Source organism: Paenibacillus pasadenensis (assembly GCF_002864175.1).
Classification (GTDB): Bacteria; Bacillota; Bacilli; order Paenibacillales; family Paenibacillaceae; genus Paenibacillus_O; species Paenibacillus_O pasadenensis.
The window spans coordinates 1317316-1333285 of sequence record NZ_NFEZ01000004.1 but is presented as its reverse complement, the minus strand read 5'-3'; the positions used below and the strand labels follow the sequence as shown (position 1 = coordinate 1333285).

The following is a 15970-nucleotide window of genomic DNA, read 5'->3' as shown; positions in this document are numbered from 1 at the left end:
GGTGGTGGTTCCTCCCCTTCATCGCTCTTGGATAGCGGTTACATTTCCAATGATAGCGGTTTACCCGGCTTGAAATAAGGTAACGGCGATTAGGGAAAAGTCCGATATTTTCAGGTCTCCTTGCTGTCGGAGAGGCTGCGGCGGTACTGGCTCGGCGTCATGCCCTCGTAATCCTTGAACAGGGTGATGAAATACTTGGCCGTCTGGTAGCCGACCTGCTCGGCGATCTCTCCGACCGGCAGGCCGGTCGAGTAGAGCAGCTTCTTGGCCGCCTGCAGCTTGCTGCGGGCGACGAACTGGCTGAACGTCATGCCGGTCTTGTCCTTGAACAGCGAGCTGAAGTAGCTCGGGTTCAGATGCACATGCTCGGCGACCTCGCGCAAGGTGAGCGGCGTCCGCACGTTGTCCTCGATGAAGCGGATCGCGTCCTGCACCGGCTGCGGCACGAGCCGGTCCTCCTCCTTCAGCTCCGCGAGGCCGAGGTCGACGATCCGCTCCATCGCGCCGAGCCGGCGGCGCTCGAGCGCGATCTCGAGCGCCTGCTCGGCCGCCTCCAGCAGCTTCGCGCGCGTCACCGGCTTGAGCAGATAGTTAACGACGCCGAGCCGGATGCCCTCCTGCGCGTAGTCGAACTCGGAATACCCCGACAGCAGCACCGATACCGGATCGCTGCCCCGCTCCTTGATCGCGCGGATCAGCTCGAGCCCGTTCATCTCCGGCATCCGGATGTCGGTCAGCAGCAGATGGATCGGCCGCTCCGCCGCCAGCTCCAGCGCCTCGTCCCCGTTCTCGGCGGAGAGGATTTCGAAGCGCCCCTCCGCCCAGCCCTCCAGCGTCTTGGCCAGTCCTTGCCTCGTTCTCGGCTCATCGTCGACGATGAGCACGGTCAGCCGATTTTTCATGCAGTCCCTCCCGGTATGTCGAATCCGACCGTCGTCCCTTCGCCGGGCCTGCTCTCGATGCGCAGTCCGCCCGCCGGCCGATCCTTGTAATAAAGCTGCAGCCGCTTGCTCACGTTGGCGAGCGCCATGCCGCTGCCCTTGCCCTTGCCTTTTCCGGCTCCGTCCGCCGGGCCGCCTGCGCCGAGCGAGTCGCTCAGCGCCTGGACGAGCTCCGCGTCCATGCCCGGACCGTCGTCCTCGACGGCGACCGACCACAGGTCCGGCTCGCCCGCCGGCTCGACCCGCAGCGAGACGGAGCCCGGCCCTTTTTTGGCGCCGACGCCGTGCAGGATCGCGTTCTCGACGAGCGGCTGCAGCAGCAGCTTCGGCATGCGCAGCTCGAGGCTGTCCGGCGGCGCCGAAAGGCTCCACTCGAGGCGGTCGCCGAACCGCAGCTTCATCAGCTGCATGTAGCGCTCCGCATGGTCGAGCTCCTCGCGCAGCGTCACCCACTCGCTGCCGTGCTCGCTGCCGATCGTGTAGCGGAACAGGTCCGACATGGCGACGACGAGATTGGCGAGCTCCTCCTCTTCCTTGTCCTGCAGCGCCCAGAACAGCGCCTCGAGCGTGTTGTACAGGAAGTGGGGATCGATCTGCGCCTGCAGCGCCTTGAGCTCGGTGCGGCTGCGGATGAGCTCCTTCTCGTAGATGACCTGGATCAGGTCGTTCATATGCCCGACGAGCTGGTTGTACGTCTTGGTCAGCTCGTTGATCTCGACGGTCGAGTGGACTTCCGGGCTCGGCCGCAGCTCTCCGAGGCGCGCTCCGCGCATCGTCTTGATGAGCCGCAGGATCGGCCTCGTGATCATCGCGCTCAGGAAAAAGGAGCAGACGAGGCAGATGAGGAAGCCGACCGCGCCAGCCGCGACGATGGCGGTTCGCAGCGCGCCGATGCCTTCCGTGAGGCTTTTCACCGGCGCCAGGATGACGAGCTTCCAGCCCGTCAGCTGGGACGTCTGGCGCACCTGCAGATAGGGCTCCCCGCCGATGTCCAGGTTATGGTCGGCCGAGTCCGGCAGCGCCTCCGCCGAGTCGCCGTAATCGGATGTGATGACGCGGCCTTCGCCGTCGAGCAGCGTCATGAACTCGCGGCGCTCCTGCGCCTCGTCGGCGCCGAGGTCGAAGGTGCTGCGCTCGATGCGGACGAGCAGATAGCCCGCGCTCTCGAACGAATGGTCCATCAGCCGCACGCTGCGGACGGCGAGGAAGTACGCCGGGTCCTTCGGATCCTCGCCGATCCACGCCAGCCGGCCGCTGCCGCGATCGGCGAGGGCGATCTGCTCCGGCTGCAGCCGGTCGGTCAGCCGGCTCTCGTCGAGCGGCGACAGGCTGCGGTAGTCGCGGGTGAACAGGTCGAACGAAGCGATGCCGTCGGAATACACCTGCAGCGTGCGCACGCTCTGCAGCAGCGACTGCCGCTGGCCGAGCGTCGAGCGGCGGCCGCGGGACTCCTGCAGCAGCAGCTGCTGCACCTCGGAAGCGGTCATCACCTGGCTGGACAGCATGTCCACCTGGCGGTAAAGCGTTTCCAAGCGGCCGATCGCCTCAATCGCCGTCTGCTGCAGCTGGCGCTCCGCGTTGCTTGTGATGACCGTCGATACCCGGCTGTACGTATAGAAGCCGACGAACAGCAGCACGAGCGCCATGACGAGCACGCAGACGGCGAGAATCTGGTTCCGCAGCGTATTGGCGTTGCGCAGCCGCGTTCTCATAGCGGATCTCCCTTTCGTGAAGTGGCTTGGGCTCGAGGGTGAAGCCGTGACTCATTATAGGAGCAGGCGCTCGCGGGACGCAAGGGGGCGGAAAGGCGAGCCGCAATCGGCGCCTGCGGCATGAAGCCGCGGCAGCTGACGGACTTTTGCCGGCATCCAGCGGGCATGGCGGCTCGCTATGAAAGCTTTTTACAATCTTGTAATCTGTTTGTAATCTTTCCTTCAGCTAGCCTTCATTTAACGGCTTTATAGTAGAAGCAGACCCCCCTTATTCATATATTCTCTCTAGGCCCGCGCCTCGCGCGGGCCGCTTTTTTTTGGAGCGGGGACGCCTTGACCTGCAAAGCAAACCGCCGCCAAACAAACACCATAAGCAAAGACAAGAAATCCAAACCGATTCCATCTTTATCTTTTTCTGGGCGTGGTATCCTCTACCTATCCCCCCAGCAAAGGAGAGAATTGAAGATGAACAAGATGAAAGCGCTTAAGATGCTGCTCGCCTTGATGACCGCCTGGACGCTCCTGGCCGCGATGCCGGGCCTGGAGCGGACCGCCCACGCCGCCTCCGGATTTTACGTCAGCGGCACGACGCTGTACGACGCGAACGGCAAGCCGTTCGTCATGCGCGGCGTGAACTATGCCCATACGTGGTTCAAGAACGACTTGAACACGGCTATCCCGGCGATCGCCGCGACCGGCGCCAATACGGTGCGCGTCGTCCTTTCCAACGGCAGCCAGTACACCAAGGACACCGCCCAAAATGTAAGCGCCATCCTATCGCTGCTCAAGCAGCATAAGATGGTCGCCGTCCTGGAGGTGCATGACGCGACCGGCAGCGACAGCGCCGCCGAGCTGGACAAGGCGGTGAATTACTGGATCGAGATCAAGAACGCGCTGATCGGGCAGGAGAAGTACGTCATCCTCAACATCGCCAACGAGTGGTACGGCACCTGGAACGGCAGCGGCTGGGCCAACGGCTACAAAGCGGCCATCCCCAAGCTGCGGAACGCCGGACTGACCCATACGCTCATGGTCGACAGCGCGGGCTGGGGCCAGTATCCGGATTCCATCCGCGATTACGGCCAAAGCGTGCTCGCCGCCGATCCGCAGCGCAACACGATGTTCTCCATCCATATGTACGAGTATGCCGGCGGCAACGCGCAGACGATCAAGACGAACATCGACAACGTGCTGAACAAGGGGCTGTGCCTGACGATCGGCGAATTCGGCCAGTACCATACGAACGGCGACGTGGACGAGCCGACCATCCTCAGCTACGCGCAGCAAAAGAAGGTCGGCTGGACGGCCTGGTCCTGGCACGGCAACGGCTCGAGCTACGCCTACCTCGATCTCGCCCATAGCGCAGGCGGCGGCCTGACCGACTGGGGCAATACGGTCGTGTATGGCTTGAACAACGCGAACGGCATCAAGCAGACGAGCGTGAAGGCAAGCGTGTACTGAAGCCGGCCCCGCCCTTGCCTCCCTTCGGACGGCTCGCTATCATGAGGAGAGCAAGGCCGCATCGGCAGCGGCCGCCCGAAGGGAGGACGCTTCATGCCCTATGAGGAAGGCACCGGCTTGAACGAGTCGCCGCTTTACTTCGCCTATCGCCGCGTCAGCTCCGGCTATCCGCATACGGAGACGTTCCACTCGCATCGGGGCATGGAGGTGCTGCTCGTCCACGAGGGACGGGGAACGCTGATCGTCGGCAACGTCAGCTACGCGATCCGTCCCGGCATGGTGTGCGTGTTCCAGCCCTACCAGCTCCATCATCTGAAGCTGGAGCACGGAGACGGCGGACGGTTCGAGCGCTCGCTCGCGATATTCGAGCCGACGCTGTTCGAGGCTTATTTCGAGCCGTGGCCCGCCCTGCATGCGTTTTATGGCGCGTTGTCCAACAGCCGGCTGCCGTCGCCTTGCCTCTATGGAGCCGAGGAAGCGGGATTGGCGGAGCTGTTCCGCGACATGCGGCAAAGGCTCGACCGCCTGACGGAAGCCGAGCAGCTCGAGGAAATCTCGCTTTTTCTCGTGCAGCTGTTCCGCGGCCTGAAGGAGGCCTGGCGGCAAGAAGCCGCTCCGGCCGCTCCGCTGCCTTCCCGCAGCCAGCACCATGCCGAGCGCGTCCTCGACTGGATCGAGCAGCGTTATGCCGAGCGGTTCCAGCTCGAGGAACTGGCCCGCGACCTTCATCTGTCTCCCCATCATCTGTCCCATCTGTTCAAGGAGGCGGTCGGCATCAGCATCACCGAGTACATGACGACGAGGCGAATGCACCAGGCGGTCAAGCTGCTCACGTCGACGGGCAAGCCGGTCGCGCTCGTCGCGGAGGAGGTCGGGTTTACGAACGCCTCCTATTTCTGCAAGCTGTTCAAGTCCCGCATGGGCGCGACGCCGCATCAGTACCGCTTGCGCGCCTCCCGCTAGCCGCAGCCGCCTTGCCCGGCCCAAAAAAAGACGAACAAGCCCGGCCCCCGCATGAAGCGGAGGCCGGGCTTGCTGCGCGGCATGGAGGAATGCTGTCCTCGCCTGCCGGGAAGAGGGGGGCGCTTGGCGATCTGAGAGCTGGGGGCTGTGGCCTGGGGGCTGCGGCCTGGGGGCTGCGGCCTGCGGTCTGTGCGGGCGCAAGGCAGCCTTACGGCCCGTTCTTCGGCTCGAGCGGACTGCCGGTCGTAATGCCGATGTCCGCGAAGTTCTCGACGGAGCTTTTCTTCTTGTGAAAACGAGGCGCATGGCGCAAGACGCCTTCCCGCGTATAGAACGGATCGTCCGGCTGCAGCGGCAGCCGCGCGGCCTCGCCGGTAGCGGCCGACTTGTAGATGGCCGTAATCAGCTCCAGCGCCGCCCGGCCGTCCTCCGCCCCGACAAGCGGCTGCACGCCGGCCTCGATCGCGCTCAGCACGTCGTCGATCTGGCCCGCATGGCCTTCATGGGCGAGGCTCGGCAGGCTTTCGTAATGGCGGCACAGCTTCTCCTCGAGCTCGCGGTTCGGCTCGGGAAAGCCATTCGCGCGAGAGGTCGAGGCGACGGCCTTCCACGGCGCGGAGACGCGGGCGTTCGTTCCCTGGAACACGAGCTGCTGCTCCTCCCCGTGATGGACGACCGAGCTGGCGATCTGGCCGAGCGTGCCGTCGGGATAGCGGAGCATCGCGATCGACAGATCCTCGACCTCGGCATTGTCATGGGCGACGTTGCCCATGAACGCCATCACCTCGCTCGGGCGGCCGCGCATCCAGAGCAGCGCGTCGATATGGTGGACGGCATGGTTGAGCGTCGGCCCGCCGCCTTCCTTTTCCCATGTCCCGCGCCACCACAGATCGTAATAGCTATGCCCCCGCCACCAATAGGAATCCGCCTGGGCGTGCAGGATCCGGCCGGCGAGGCCGCTGTCCAGAACGGACTTCAGCTTCATCATCGGATCGCGGAACCGGTTCTGCGCGACGACGGAAACGAGGCGTCCCGCTTGCCGCGCCGCGTCCGCGATCCGGTCGCATTCCTCGAGGGAAGCGGCCATCGGCTTCTCGATCAGGACGTCGCTGCCCGCGCTCAGGAAGTGGATCGCAGTCTCGGCATGCGTGTACGGCGGCGTGCAGACGGAGACGAGATCGAGTTGCATGCCGCCCAGCTCGCGCCAGTCGGAGACGACTTTTGCGTCGAGGCCGTACCGGTCGGCTCGGGCTTGCGCCTTCTCGGGATAGAGATCGCAGATCGCGACGATGCGGCAGCGCTCCGGGAAGCGCAGGTAGCCTTCGATATGCGCGGCGGAGATCGCGCCGGCGCCGATGATCGCAACGTTCAACATAGGTCAGCCCTCCTGGGATGGTTCGGATCGCTTGATCGCTTTCCTCCCAAGCATAGCGGGGCCGAGCATGCGGCAGTCGGCTGCGGTTGCGGAAAAAATAACGCTCTGTTGCGGAGCGCCGCCTCGGAGCGGCGGCGGTCAGCGTCCGGGCTCGATCGCGTTCTCCAGCTCCCGGTCGAGGTCGGCCGCGCCGGCGCGCAGCTGCTCGTCCGTCCAGCCAAGCTCGCGCGCCATGAAGCGCAGTACCGGCTCGCGCCAGCGGAGCGCCGCCGCCCGGTCGAACAGCGAGAGGCCGGTGCGGCGGACGAGGAAGTCCGCCGGCCGCGCCGCCATCTCGCTGCGCAGCGCATAGCGCAGCTCGGCCATCAGCGCGCGCGGCAGCCCGGCTGCGCTCGCGGACGCCTCGTCCGGCAGCTCCGCCAGCACCGCGGCGGCGTTGCTGCCGTAGCGGGCGGCGATGCGCCGCGCGTCCTCCTCGGCGAGGCCGAGCGACATGCCGCGCGCCGCGGCCGCCTCCACCGCGGCCGGCAGTCCGGCCGAGCCGCCGACGTCGCCGCCGGAGACGGGCAGCGTGCGCGTGCGGCTGCGGCCGAACGGGCCGCGCCCGGCGCGCTCCAGCTCGCGGACGACGAGGTCCGTCACCGTCTCCGCCATCTTGCGGTAGCCGGTCAGCTTGCCGCCCGCGATCGTGAGCAGTCCCGAGTCGGAGCGGAAGATCTCGTCGCGCCGCGAGATCTCGGACGGATTTTTGCCTTCCTCGAAGATCAGCGGCCGCAGCCCCGCCCAGCTGGACTCGACGTCGGCCGCCGTCAGCCGCAGCTCCGGGAACATCGCCGCCGCCGCGTCGACGATGTAGCGCCGGTCCTCCTCCGTCATGCGGGGATGGATCGGATCGCCCTCGTAGTCCGTGTCGGTCGTGCCGACGTACGTCTTGCCGTCGCGCGGAATCGCGAACATCATGCGGCCGTCCGGCGTGTCGAAATAGACCGCCTGGCGCAGCGGGAAGCGCGCGCCGTCGAAGACGAGATGCACGCCCTTGGTCAGCCGCAGCGTCTTGCCCTGCCGCGAGCCGTCCAGCTCGCGGATGCCGTCCACCCAAGGTCCGGCGGCGTTCACGATGACGCGTGCGCGCACGTCGAAGGCGCCGCCGCCGAGCCGGTCGACCGCGCGGATGCCGCTCAGCCGGCCCCGGGCCGCCGAGCCCGCGGATGCCGAGCCGCTTCTGGACGCAGCGGCGCCGGCAGACCGCGCTCCGCTGCCTTCAGCGCCGATGCCGTCAACGCCGCCGTCGTACAGCAGCCCCTCGGCCTTGACGTAGTTGACGGCGCAGGCGCCGAGCTCCGCCGCCTTTTTGGCGACCTCGATCGTCAGCCGTGCGTCGTCGGTGCGGTACTCGACATAGCTGCCTCCGCCGAGCAGTCCGTCCCGCCGCAGCAGCGGCTCCAGCTCCGCCGTCGCCTCCGCGCCGAGCATACGCCGCCGCTCCCGCAGCTTGACGCCGGCGAGCCGGTCGTACAGCGCGAGGCCGAGCGAGGTCGACCAGCGGCCGAACGTGCCGCCCCGGTAGATCGGCAGCAGCATGCGCTCCGGCACGGTCACATGCGGGCCGTTCTCGTACACGATCGCCCGCTCGCGCCCGACCTCGGCGACCATCCGCACCTCCAGCTGCTTGAGATAGCGGAGCCCGCCGTGCACGAGCTTCGTCGAGCGGCTCGACGTGCCGGCGGCGAAGTCCTGCATCTCCACGAGCGCCGTCTTGAGCCCCCGCGACGCGGCATCGAGCGCGATGCCGGCCCCCGTGATGCCGCCGCCGATGACGAGCAGGTCCCAGGTCTCGTCCTGCAGCCGCGACAGCAGCCGCTCCCGCTCCAGCGCGGAGAATGCCGGCGCGCGGCCTCCCGCCGCCGTTCCTTGCTCCCTTGCCGTTCCCCTTTGCCCTTCCGATCCGTTTCTCTCCATCTGTCCGTCCTCGCTTTCCCGCCCGCCGCCGCTTTGCCCCCGAGAGCCCCGCTCCCCGGACCAAGGCATGAAAAAACGCCGCAAGGAACCGCGGCCGGCCTGCATTCCTGCAGGCGGTCCGGTCCTTGCGGCGTTCTCCCGTTCTCAGCGCCGAGCTTATCAACTTGTTGCTATAAGCGTACCAGATGACGGCGCTAATGAAAAGCCCTTGCGGCGGCGACCGCTTTTTTCCAGCCGCCGTACAGCTCCTCGCGGCGATCCGGCTCCATCGCGGGCTTGAAGCGCCGCTCCATGCTCCAGATCGCCTTGAGCTCCTCGAGATCCTGCCAGTAGCCTGCGGAGAGCCCGGCCAGATAGGCCGCTCCGAGCACCGTCGTCTCGTTGATCTCCGGCCGCTCGACCGGCACGCCGAGGATGTCGCTCTGGAACTGCATCAGGAAGCCGTTCTTGACGACGCCTCCGTCGACGCGCAGCGAGCTCAGCTTCATGCCGGAGTCCTCCTCCATGACGGCGAGCACGTCGCGGGTCTGGTAGGCGAGCGACTCCAGCACCGCCCGGACGAAATGCTCCTTTTCGGCGCCGCTCGTCAGTCCGAACACCGCTCCGCGCACCTCGCTGTCCCAGTAAGGCGTGCCGAGCCCGACGAACGCCGGCACGACGTAGACGCCCTTGGTCGAGTCGACGCGCATCGCATACAGCTCGCTGTCCTTCGCGGCCTTGAGCATGCGCATGCCGTCGCGCAGCCACTGCACGGCGGAGCCGGCGACGAACACGCTGCCCTCGAGCGCGTACTGCGCCGGGCCGCCGTCCGCGCTGCAGGCGATCGTCGTCAGCAGGCCGTGCGCCGAGGCGATCGCCCGGGTCCCGGTATTCATCAGCATGAAGCAGCCGGTGCCGTACGTGTTTTTGGCCATGCCCGGCTCGAAGCAGGCCTGCCCGAACAGCGCCGCCTGCTGGTCGCCGGCGACGCCGCGGATCGGGATGCGGCAGCCGAAGAAATGCGCCTCGTTCGTCTCGCCGAAGCTGCCCGAGGACGGCCGCGCCTCCGGCAGCATCGCCTCCGGCACGCCGAGGATGCCGAGCAGCTCGGGGTCCCAGCGAAGCTCGTGGATGTTGAACAGCAGCGTGCGCGAGGCGTTCGTATAATCGGTCGCGTGCACCGCGCCGCCGGTCAGCTTCCAGACGAGCCAGGCGTCGATCGTGCCGAACAGCAGCTCGCCGCGCTCCGCCCGCTCGCGCGCCCCCTCGACATGATCGAGGATCCACTTGATCTTCGTGCCGGAAAAGTACGGATCGAGCAGCAGGCCGGTCTTGCCGCGGAACGTATCTTCATGCCCCGCCTCGCGCAGCTCCTGGCAAATATCCGCCGTCTGGCGCGACTGCCAGACGATCGCGCGGTGGATCGGATAGCCGGTCTTCCGATCCCAGACGACCGCCGTCTCGCGCTGGTTGGTGATGCCGATCGCGGCGATCTGATCCGGACGCAGCTGCGCCTTGGACAGCGCCGCGGCGATGACGCCGAGCACCGACACCCAGATCTCGCTGGCGTCATGCTCGACCCAGCCCGGCTGTGGATAATGCTGGCGGACCTCCTCCTGCGCGGACGCGACGAACTCGCCGCCGCGGCCGATGATGACCGCGCGGCTGCTCGTCGTGCCCTGGTCGATGGACAGGATGTAACTATCGCTCATGAAGGGGATCGCCTCCTAAGGGTTGGATGTAGGCTCGAAATGCTTCCAGAGCGGCTCGCGCGACGTCGTCACCGCCGACGCTCCGGCCGCCAGCGCCGCCTCGACCTCGTCCGCGGTGCGGACGAGCCCTCCGGCCAGCACCGGCAGTCCGGTCCGCTCGCGCACCTCGGCGATGAGGCCGGGCAGGATGCCCGGCAGCACCTCGATGCAGTCCGGCTGCGAGCGGGCCAGCAGCGCATAGCTTTTTTCCAAAGCCCCGCTGTCCAGCAGGAAGATCCTCTGGATCGCCAGCAAGCCGTTCTGCTTCGTCTTGGCGATGACGCTCGCCCGCGTCGACAGCAGCCCGGCGGGTCGGATCGTCTGGCAGAGGAACTCGGCCGCCGCCTCGTCGTTTTTGAGCCCCTCGATCAGGTCCGCATGGATGAACAGCTTTTTGCCGTGCGCGGCGGCGAGCTCAGCGGCGGGCCTCAGCCGGCTGATGTGGCTGTCGAGCAGGATGAGATGCGTATAGGACGAGCGAAGCAGCCGCTCCAGCTGCTTCATGCTCCGTGCGGCCGGCAGCACGGGCTGGGATGGGAATGTCATGTCCGCCTCTCCTTCCTTCGCCTTCTGCACGATTGTAGCGGGCTGTCGGAAACCGTGTCAACCGCCCGCCTCGGCCGCGCGGACGGCCGCGACGAACGCCGCGGCTCGCCGCTCCATCTCCTCGAACCGCCCTTGGCGGGCGAGCTCGAGCTGGACGAGCTTGCTGCCGAGTCCGACGGCAGCAGCCCCCGCCCGCAAATAATCGCCGATGTTGTCCAGGTCGACGCCGCCGGTCGCCAGCATCGGAATATGGTTCAGCGGCGCCTTCAGCTCCTGCAGGTAGCGATGTCCGAGCGAGGCCATCGGGAAGATCTTCACCGCCTCGGCTCCCGCCTTCCAGGCGCGGACGATCTCCGTCGGCGTCATGACGCCCGGCCAGACCGAGACGCCACGGCTCGCGCCGTACTCGACGACCGCCTCGTCGAGGTTCGGCGAGATGAGGAACTCGGCGCCGGCCGCGACCGCCTCGCGCGCCATCCGCTCGTCCAGCACGGTCCCCGCTCCGACATGCGCCTGCCCGTCCAGCTGCTCCCGCCATCGCGCGAGAATCGGCAGCGCTCCGTCCGTATTGAGCGTCACCTCCATCAGGCGGATGCCGCCGGCCGCCAGCGCGCGGGCCGCTCCGTCGGCCTCCTCCCGTCCGATGCCGCGGAAGATCGCGACGATCTTCTCCCGGGTCAGCGCATCCAACAGCAAGCTCATGCTTGTTCCTCCTCTTCTCCGATCGCGTCCCAGTAGTCGTAAAGGATCTTGGCGAACAGGTTCGGGAACGCGAGCTCCCGCATCCGTTCCCTGCCGATCCAGGCGTAGCCCTCCGGCAGCGCCGGAGACGAGGCGGCAGCGGCCCCGTAGAGCGCCGCCGCCTCGGCGGCCCGCTCCGCGCCCGCCGGACCGCCTTGGGCCGGCGCAGCCTCCGTGCCGCCGCCATGGACTCGGCTTCCGCTCGCTCCGCCGCGCGCGGCCGGCAGCCTCAGGCGTGCGGCCGCCTCGCGCGCGGAGTCCGCGCCGAGGTCCAGCTCCGCCGCGTAGATGCGCATCATCCAGTGCAGATGGCTGAACGTATGCTCCTCCGACCCGAGCCAGCGGCGGGCGACCGCGCGCAGCCCGGTCTCCTCCTCCAGCCGGCGCAGCAGCTCGGCCGCATCCGCGGCCTGCCGCTCCACCGTCGGCTGCGCCGCGGCGGCCAGCTTCGCCGCGCGGCCGCGCGGCTTGGCCGCAGGCTCGTCCAGCAGCACATGCGGCAGCTCCCACAGGCTGGCGAGCAGCCCGCTGTCCGGCCGCTGCCGGACGAGCACCTTGCCGGCATGCTCTCCGACGCCCTCGATGACGGCGGCGACGCGCAGCTGCGGCTTGGGCGGCTTCGCCTTGGCCTTGACGGGCAGCTCCGTCTCGCGCCCGGCGATCCGGCCCGCGCAGAGCGCCATGACCGGGCAGGTCAGGCAGCCCGGCGTGCGCGGCGTGCAGACGAGCGCTCCAAGCTCCATGAGCGCCTGATTGAAGTCGCCCGCCGCTCCATCCGGGATGAGCGAGGCGGCGAGCTTTTCCATGCCGATACGGGTCGACGGCTTGGCGATGTCCTCGTCGCGGTTGAAATAGCGCGAAAGGACGCGCATCACGTTGCCGTCGACGGCCGGCTCCGGGCGATTGAACGCGATGCTCATGATGGCGCCGGCCGTGTACGGGCCGACCCCTTTGAGCGCCGACACGGCCGCCTTGTCGTCCGGCACCCGTCCGCCGTAACGCTCCGCGACCTCGCGCGCTCCGGCCTGCAGGTTGCGGGCGCGCGAATAATAGCCGAGGCCCTCCCAGTGCTTGAGCACATCGGCTTCCGGCGCCTCCGCCAGCGCCTGCAGCGTCGGAAAGCGGGCCATGAAGCGCTCGTAATAAGGGATGACGGTATCGACCCGCGTCTGCTGCAGCATGATTTCGGATACCCAGATCCGGTAGGCGTCGCGATCGCGCCTCCAGGGCAGCGTCCGCTTGCTCGCCCGGTACCAGGCGAGCAGCTCGCGGCTGAAGTACGTTTCCGGCGTATCCGTCTTGGTTGTCAGGTTCATGTCGTTCTCCTTCTAGGCTAAGCTCACGATCGGACGCGCGTTGGCCGCCGGTTTCGCCTCGGGCTCGTCCAGCCAGGCGAATTCCTCCAGCCAGGGCGAGACTTCCGGCAGCGGCGAATGCAGCTTTTCCTGCAGCGCCATATGCTCTCTGCGCTCGGCCATCAGCTGGCGGTAGCGCCTCGGCGAGAGGCCGATCTGCTGCTTGAACAGGCGTGAGAAATAAGGGTTGTTGAGGCCGATCGCGCGCGCCGCCTCCTGCACCGGAAGCTCGCCGCTGTCGAGCAGCTCCCTCGCGTATTCGATCTTCCGCTGGTTGACGTATTGAATCGGCGTCAGCCCTGTCAGGCTGCGGAAATAAGTGATAAAGTAGTTGGGATGAAGATAGGCGAGCTTCGCCAGCTCCTCGACCGTCAGCGCATCCATCAGATGGTCGTCGATATAGCTCAGCACCCCCGACAGCAGCTGCAGCTCGGGATGCTCGGACAGCAGCTTTCCGGAGCGCAGGCCCTCCTCCAGGAAAAAGGCGACCAGCTCCATCACGACCGCCCGCGCCTTCAGCTCGTCGGACAGCGTTCTGCGGATGCGGCTGTCGATCAGCTGCCGAAACAACGTCCTGACCCGCTCCGGATCGTCGACCCGCGCGCGGAGCGGCAGCTTCATCAGGCGGATGAATTCCGTGCTGCCCGCATCGAGGTGGAACGCCATCCAGTAAAAGCGGAACGGCTCTCCCTCCGTCACGAAGCAGCTCGTCTGCACGCCTTCGTGAAAATAGTACAAGCCCCCCGCTTCGGCGACATGCTCGCTTTTGCCGTCAAGCACGATCTCGCAGCGTCCCGTAATCGGCAGGATGAGGCAATGCTGCTCGTGGATCAGCCGCTCCCCTTGCTTTCCCGGCTGCAGCTCGCTGGCCGCAGCCATCGAGAACGTGGCGTGCAGCTGCCTCAGTCGGTGCCTGATGATAACCGATTCATTCCGATCCATCCGCTCAGCTCCCTGTCCGTTAGGTTGGAATGGGACCATGCAAACATCCCGTTTCGGGTATTATACGAAAAATACTCTAAAATTGAAATCATTCTAAACGATGAAAGGAGACAACATGTCCATGAAATCAGCCTCCACCCTCGCCTCGGCCGCGCTGATCCTCGTCCTGCTCGCGGGCTGCGGAAGCGCCGCAAAGCCGGGCGCGATCGCCATCGACGGCCCGGAACAGGCGGTCGCCCTCTACAAGCAGAGCTGCATCAGATGCCACGGAACCGATCTGAAAGGACGCATGGGGCCGGAAACCGATCTCCACGACGTCGGAGCCCGTCTGTCCGAGCCGGAGATCCTGCGTCAGATCGAGCAGGGCGGTGCGCGGATGCCTGCCTTCGGCGAGCGGCTGACGGCCGAAGAGATCGCCGCGCTGTCAAGCTGGCTGTCCGGCCTCGGCAAGAGCGAGTAAGGCCTTGAACGAAACCGCCTCTCCCTCGATCCGCCTTTATCAGCGGCAGGACTCGCGAAATCGCTTCCCTTCCCAAAAAGCAAACGAGACGAAGCCGGTTCATTCCGGCTTCGTCTCGTTTGAGCAGCAAGCTCCGGCTCTTGACGCTTTCATGCCGACGGCAAAGTGTCAGGACCACGGAAGTCAGCTGCGAGCAGCTGACGACTCTATGCGGATATATGGATGACGCAAAATGCAAATGCAGACGCGGCTTAAAACGAAAACGACTCCTGCAGAGGCTGGCCGTCGCGCTCCGGCCCGGCAGCCTCTGCCTCCGCCATCCCCGGCCTTGCGTCGGCCGGCTCTTCCGGCGCGGCCAGTCCGGCCGCCTCGTCGACAGCAGCCAGCCGCAGCCTCACGGCGGAGCGGATGCGGCGCACGGCGGCCGCGAGCTCCTGCGGCCGGTCCGCTTCGAGCTGCAGCGTCGAGACGAAGCTCATCGCGTTCTGCCCGGGGATGCGCCGCACGACGCTGCCGACGGGCAGCTCCTGCTCCGCCGCGAGCCGGACGCCGTCCGGCAGCAGCCCCTCCCGCTCGTAGCCGGCGTAGACGTACGCGCCGCCGACCTGCGTGCGCGCGTCGTCCTCCAGATAGAGGCGCATGTTGCAGCGGGCGGCATCCGCTTCCCGCAGCGCCGTCGACGGCAGGCCTTCCGCCGAGCCGTACAGCACGGCAAGCGCCCAGGCGCGCGTCATGTCGATGCCGTACACGTCGCGCAGCTGCGGCACGATGTTCCAGCCGCCGAAGCGGGCGGCCGTCTCGATGATGCCGACGCGGCGTCCTTTCAGCAGCTTGACCTCCGTGTGGGTCGGGCAGGTGCGCAGCCCGAGCGCCTCGTTGGCGACCCGGCACGCCTCCACGATGACCCTCTGCGCCTCGGCGTCGAGCGCGGACGGCACGAGATGCGCCGTCTCCGTGAACTCGCCGTGCTGCGGCGCCTTGTCCGTAATCGCCGCCGGATGGTAGACGCCGTCCACCATCATGCCCTCGACGGAGACGTAGTCGCCGTACAGCGGCGCCAGCTCGCCGTACCAGTCCTCGGCGCAGCCTGCCATGTACGACTCGGCCAGGAACAGGCACTCGCCGCCGTACAGCAGCCGATCCTCCTCCGAGCTGCCGAGGCTCGCCTGCACCTCTCGGAACACCTCCGCCGGATCGCGGCTGCCGTCCAGCAGCGTGACGCCGATCGAGCAGGCGAGGTAGGTCGGCTTGAGCACGAGCGGATAGCCGAGCTCGCGCGCCGCCGCGGCCAGGTCGTCCGCGCCGTAGATCGGGCGGAAGTCGGGACCGGGCGCTCCGCCTGCGCGGAACGCCTGCCGCATCTCCAGCTTGCCGCGCGCCTTCACGGCGCCCTGCACGCCGGCGGAGCGGAGGCCGAGCTGCTCCGCCGCCTTGGCCACGGACAGCACGATGTTTTCTGCGCCGCCGAACAGGATGCCGTCCGCGCCGAACCCGGCGGCAGCCTCGGCGATCCGGTCCGCCAGCTGCTCCTCCGTCAGCGTATACGGGCGCGCTCCGGTGAACGTGACGCTGGCCGGATGCTCGTAGCCGCCGGGAGGGCAGGCGGTCGGCTCCTTGAGCACGCCATGCGCATAGCGCCCGACGTCCTCCATGTAGCGGGCCGTGACGGCGCTCGGGCGCGGGACGTACACGTAGACGTCCGCCAGCTCCGCGAGCGTCCGCAGATCCGGCGGCGAGCCGCCGAGATCGGCGACGACGAGCAGCTTCTTCCTCGTCCTCTCCATG

The 15970-nt window shown here is 67.2% G+C and carries 13 protein-coding genes; 3 read left to right on the top strand and 10 right to left on the bottom strand.

Going from position 1 to position 15970, the window contains the following annotated elements; translation table 11 throughout:
- Positions 1–110: 110 nt before the first annotated feature.
- Both B8V81_RS15385 and B8V81_RS15380 read right to left on the bottom strand, forming a co-directional pair.
- The gene (locus tag B8V81_RS15385) at positions 111–902 is read right to left on the bottom strand and encodes a response regulator transcription factor (RefSeq protein WP_101808672.1); all 792 of its coding nucleotides are present in this window, start codon (positions 900–902) and stop codon (positions 111–113) included.
- Positions 899–2653, bottom strand: a complete 1755-nt coding sequence (locus B8V81_RS15380) for a cache domain-containing sensor histidine kinase (RefSeq protein WP_101808671.1) — start codon at positions 2651–2653, stop codon at positions 899–901. The genes B8V81_RS15385 and B8V81_RS15380 overlap by 4 nt, the downstream gene beginning before the upstream one ends.
- Before the next feature lie 474 nt (positions 2654–3127).
- Here B8V81_RS15380 and B8V81_RS15375 point away from each other — a divergent pair, with 474 nt between their 5' ends.
- Positions 3128–4114 carry a glycoside hydrolase family 5 protein gene (locus B8V81_RS15375; protein ID WP_028597898.1) on the top strand — a complete coding sequence of 329 codons (987 nt, stop codon included), beginning with the start codon at positions 3128–3130 and terminating at the stop codon, positions 4112–4114.
- A gap of 93 nt (positions 4115–4207) precedes the next feature.
- Positions 4208–5077 (top strand): AraC family transcriptional regulator, encoded by an 870-nt coding sequence (locus B8V81_RS15370; protein WP_052333026.1) that lies wholly within the window; start codon positions 4208–4210, stop codon positions 5075–5077.
- Positions 5078–5285: 208 nt separating this feature from the next.
- Here the strand turns inward: B8V81_RS15370 and B8V81_RS15365 are convergent, their stop codons facing one another.
- The 7 genes from B8V81_RS15365 to B8V81_RS15335 form a co-directional block, all read right to left on the bottom strand.
- A complete protein-coding gene (locus B8V81_RS15365) occupies positions 5286–6452 on the bottom strand; it encodes a Gfo/Idh/MocA family protein (RefSeq protein WP_101808670.1) in 1167 nt (388 codons plus the stop codon).
- A 138-nt stretch (positions 6453–6590) separates the two neighbouring features.
- Positions 6591–8411 carry a glycerol-3-phosphate dehydrogenase/oxidase gene (locus B8V81_RS15360; RefSeq protein ID WP_084136748.1) on the bottom strand — a complete coding sequence of 607 codons (1821 nt, stop codon included), beginning with the start codon at positions 8409–8411 and terminating at the stop codon, positions 6591–6593.
- Between the two features lie 194 nt (positions 8412–8605).
- Positions 8606–10102, bottom strand: coding sequence for a glycerol kinase GlpK (gene glpK / locus B8V81_RS15355; protein ID WP_028597894.1), 1497 nt, complete (start codon positions 10100–10102; stop codon positions 8606–8608).
- Between the two features lie 15 nt (positions 10103–10117).
- The gene (locus B8V81_RS15350) at positions 10118–10687 is read right to left on the bottom strand and encodes a glycerol-3-phosphate responsive antiterminator (RefSeq protein ID WP_028597893.1); all 570 of its coding nucleotides are present in this window, start codon (positions 10685–10687) and stop codon (positions 10118–10120) included.
- 57 nt (positions 10688–10744) lie between these two features.
- A complete protein-coding gene (locus B8V81_RS15345; RefSeq protein WP_028597892.1) occupies positions 10745–11389 on the bottom strand; it encodes a bifunctional 4-hydroxy-2-oxoglutarate aldolase/2-dehydro-3-deoxy-phosphogluconate aldolase in 645 nt (214 codons plus the stop codon).
- Positions 11386–12744, bottom strand: coding sequence for an A/G-specific adenine glycosylase (gene mutY / locus B8V81_RS15340; RefSeq protein ID WP_028597891.1), 1359 nt, complete (start codon positions 12742–12744; stop codon positions 11386–11388). Before mutY ends, B8V81_RS15345 begins: the two co-directional genes overlap by 4 nt.
- Positions 12745–12756: 12 nt before the next feature.
- Positions 12757–13725 carry a helix-turn-helix transcriptional regulator gene (locus B8V81_RS15335; protein ID WP_052333025.1) on the bottom strand — a complete coding sequence of 323 codons (969 nt, stop codon included), beginning with the start codon at positions 13723–13725 and terminating at the stop codon, positions 12757–12759.
- A gap of 115 nt (positions 13726–13840) precedes the next feature.
- On the opposite strand from B8V81_RS15335, the gene B8V81_RS15330 reads away from it, so the two are divergent.
- Positions 13841–14185 carry a c-type cytochrome gene (locus B8V81_RS15330; protein ID WP_043111009.1) on the top strand — a complete coding sequence of 115 codons (345 nt, stop codon included), beginning with the start codon at positions 13841–13843 and terminating at the stop codon, positions 14183–14185.
- Positions 14186–14436: 251 nt separating this feature from the next.
- Here B8V81_RS15330 and B8V81_RS15325 read toward each other — a convergent pair whose 3' ends face one another.
- Positions 14437–15969, bottom strand: coding sequence for an ATP-grasp domain-containing protein (locus tag B8V81_RS15325; RefSeq protein WP_052333023.1), 1533 nt, complete (start codon positions 15967–15969; stop codon positions 14437–14439).
- Position 15970 lies beyond the last annotated feature (1 nt).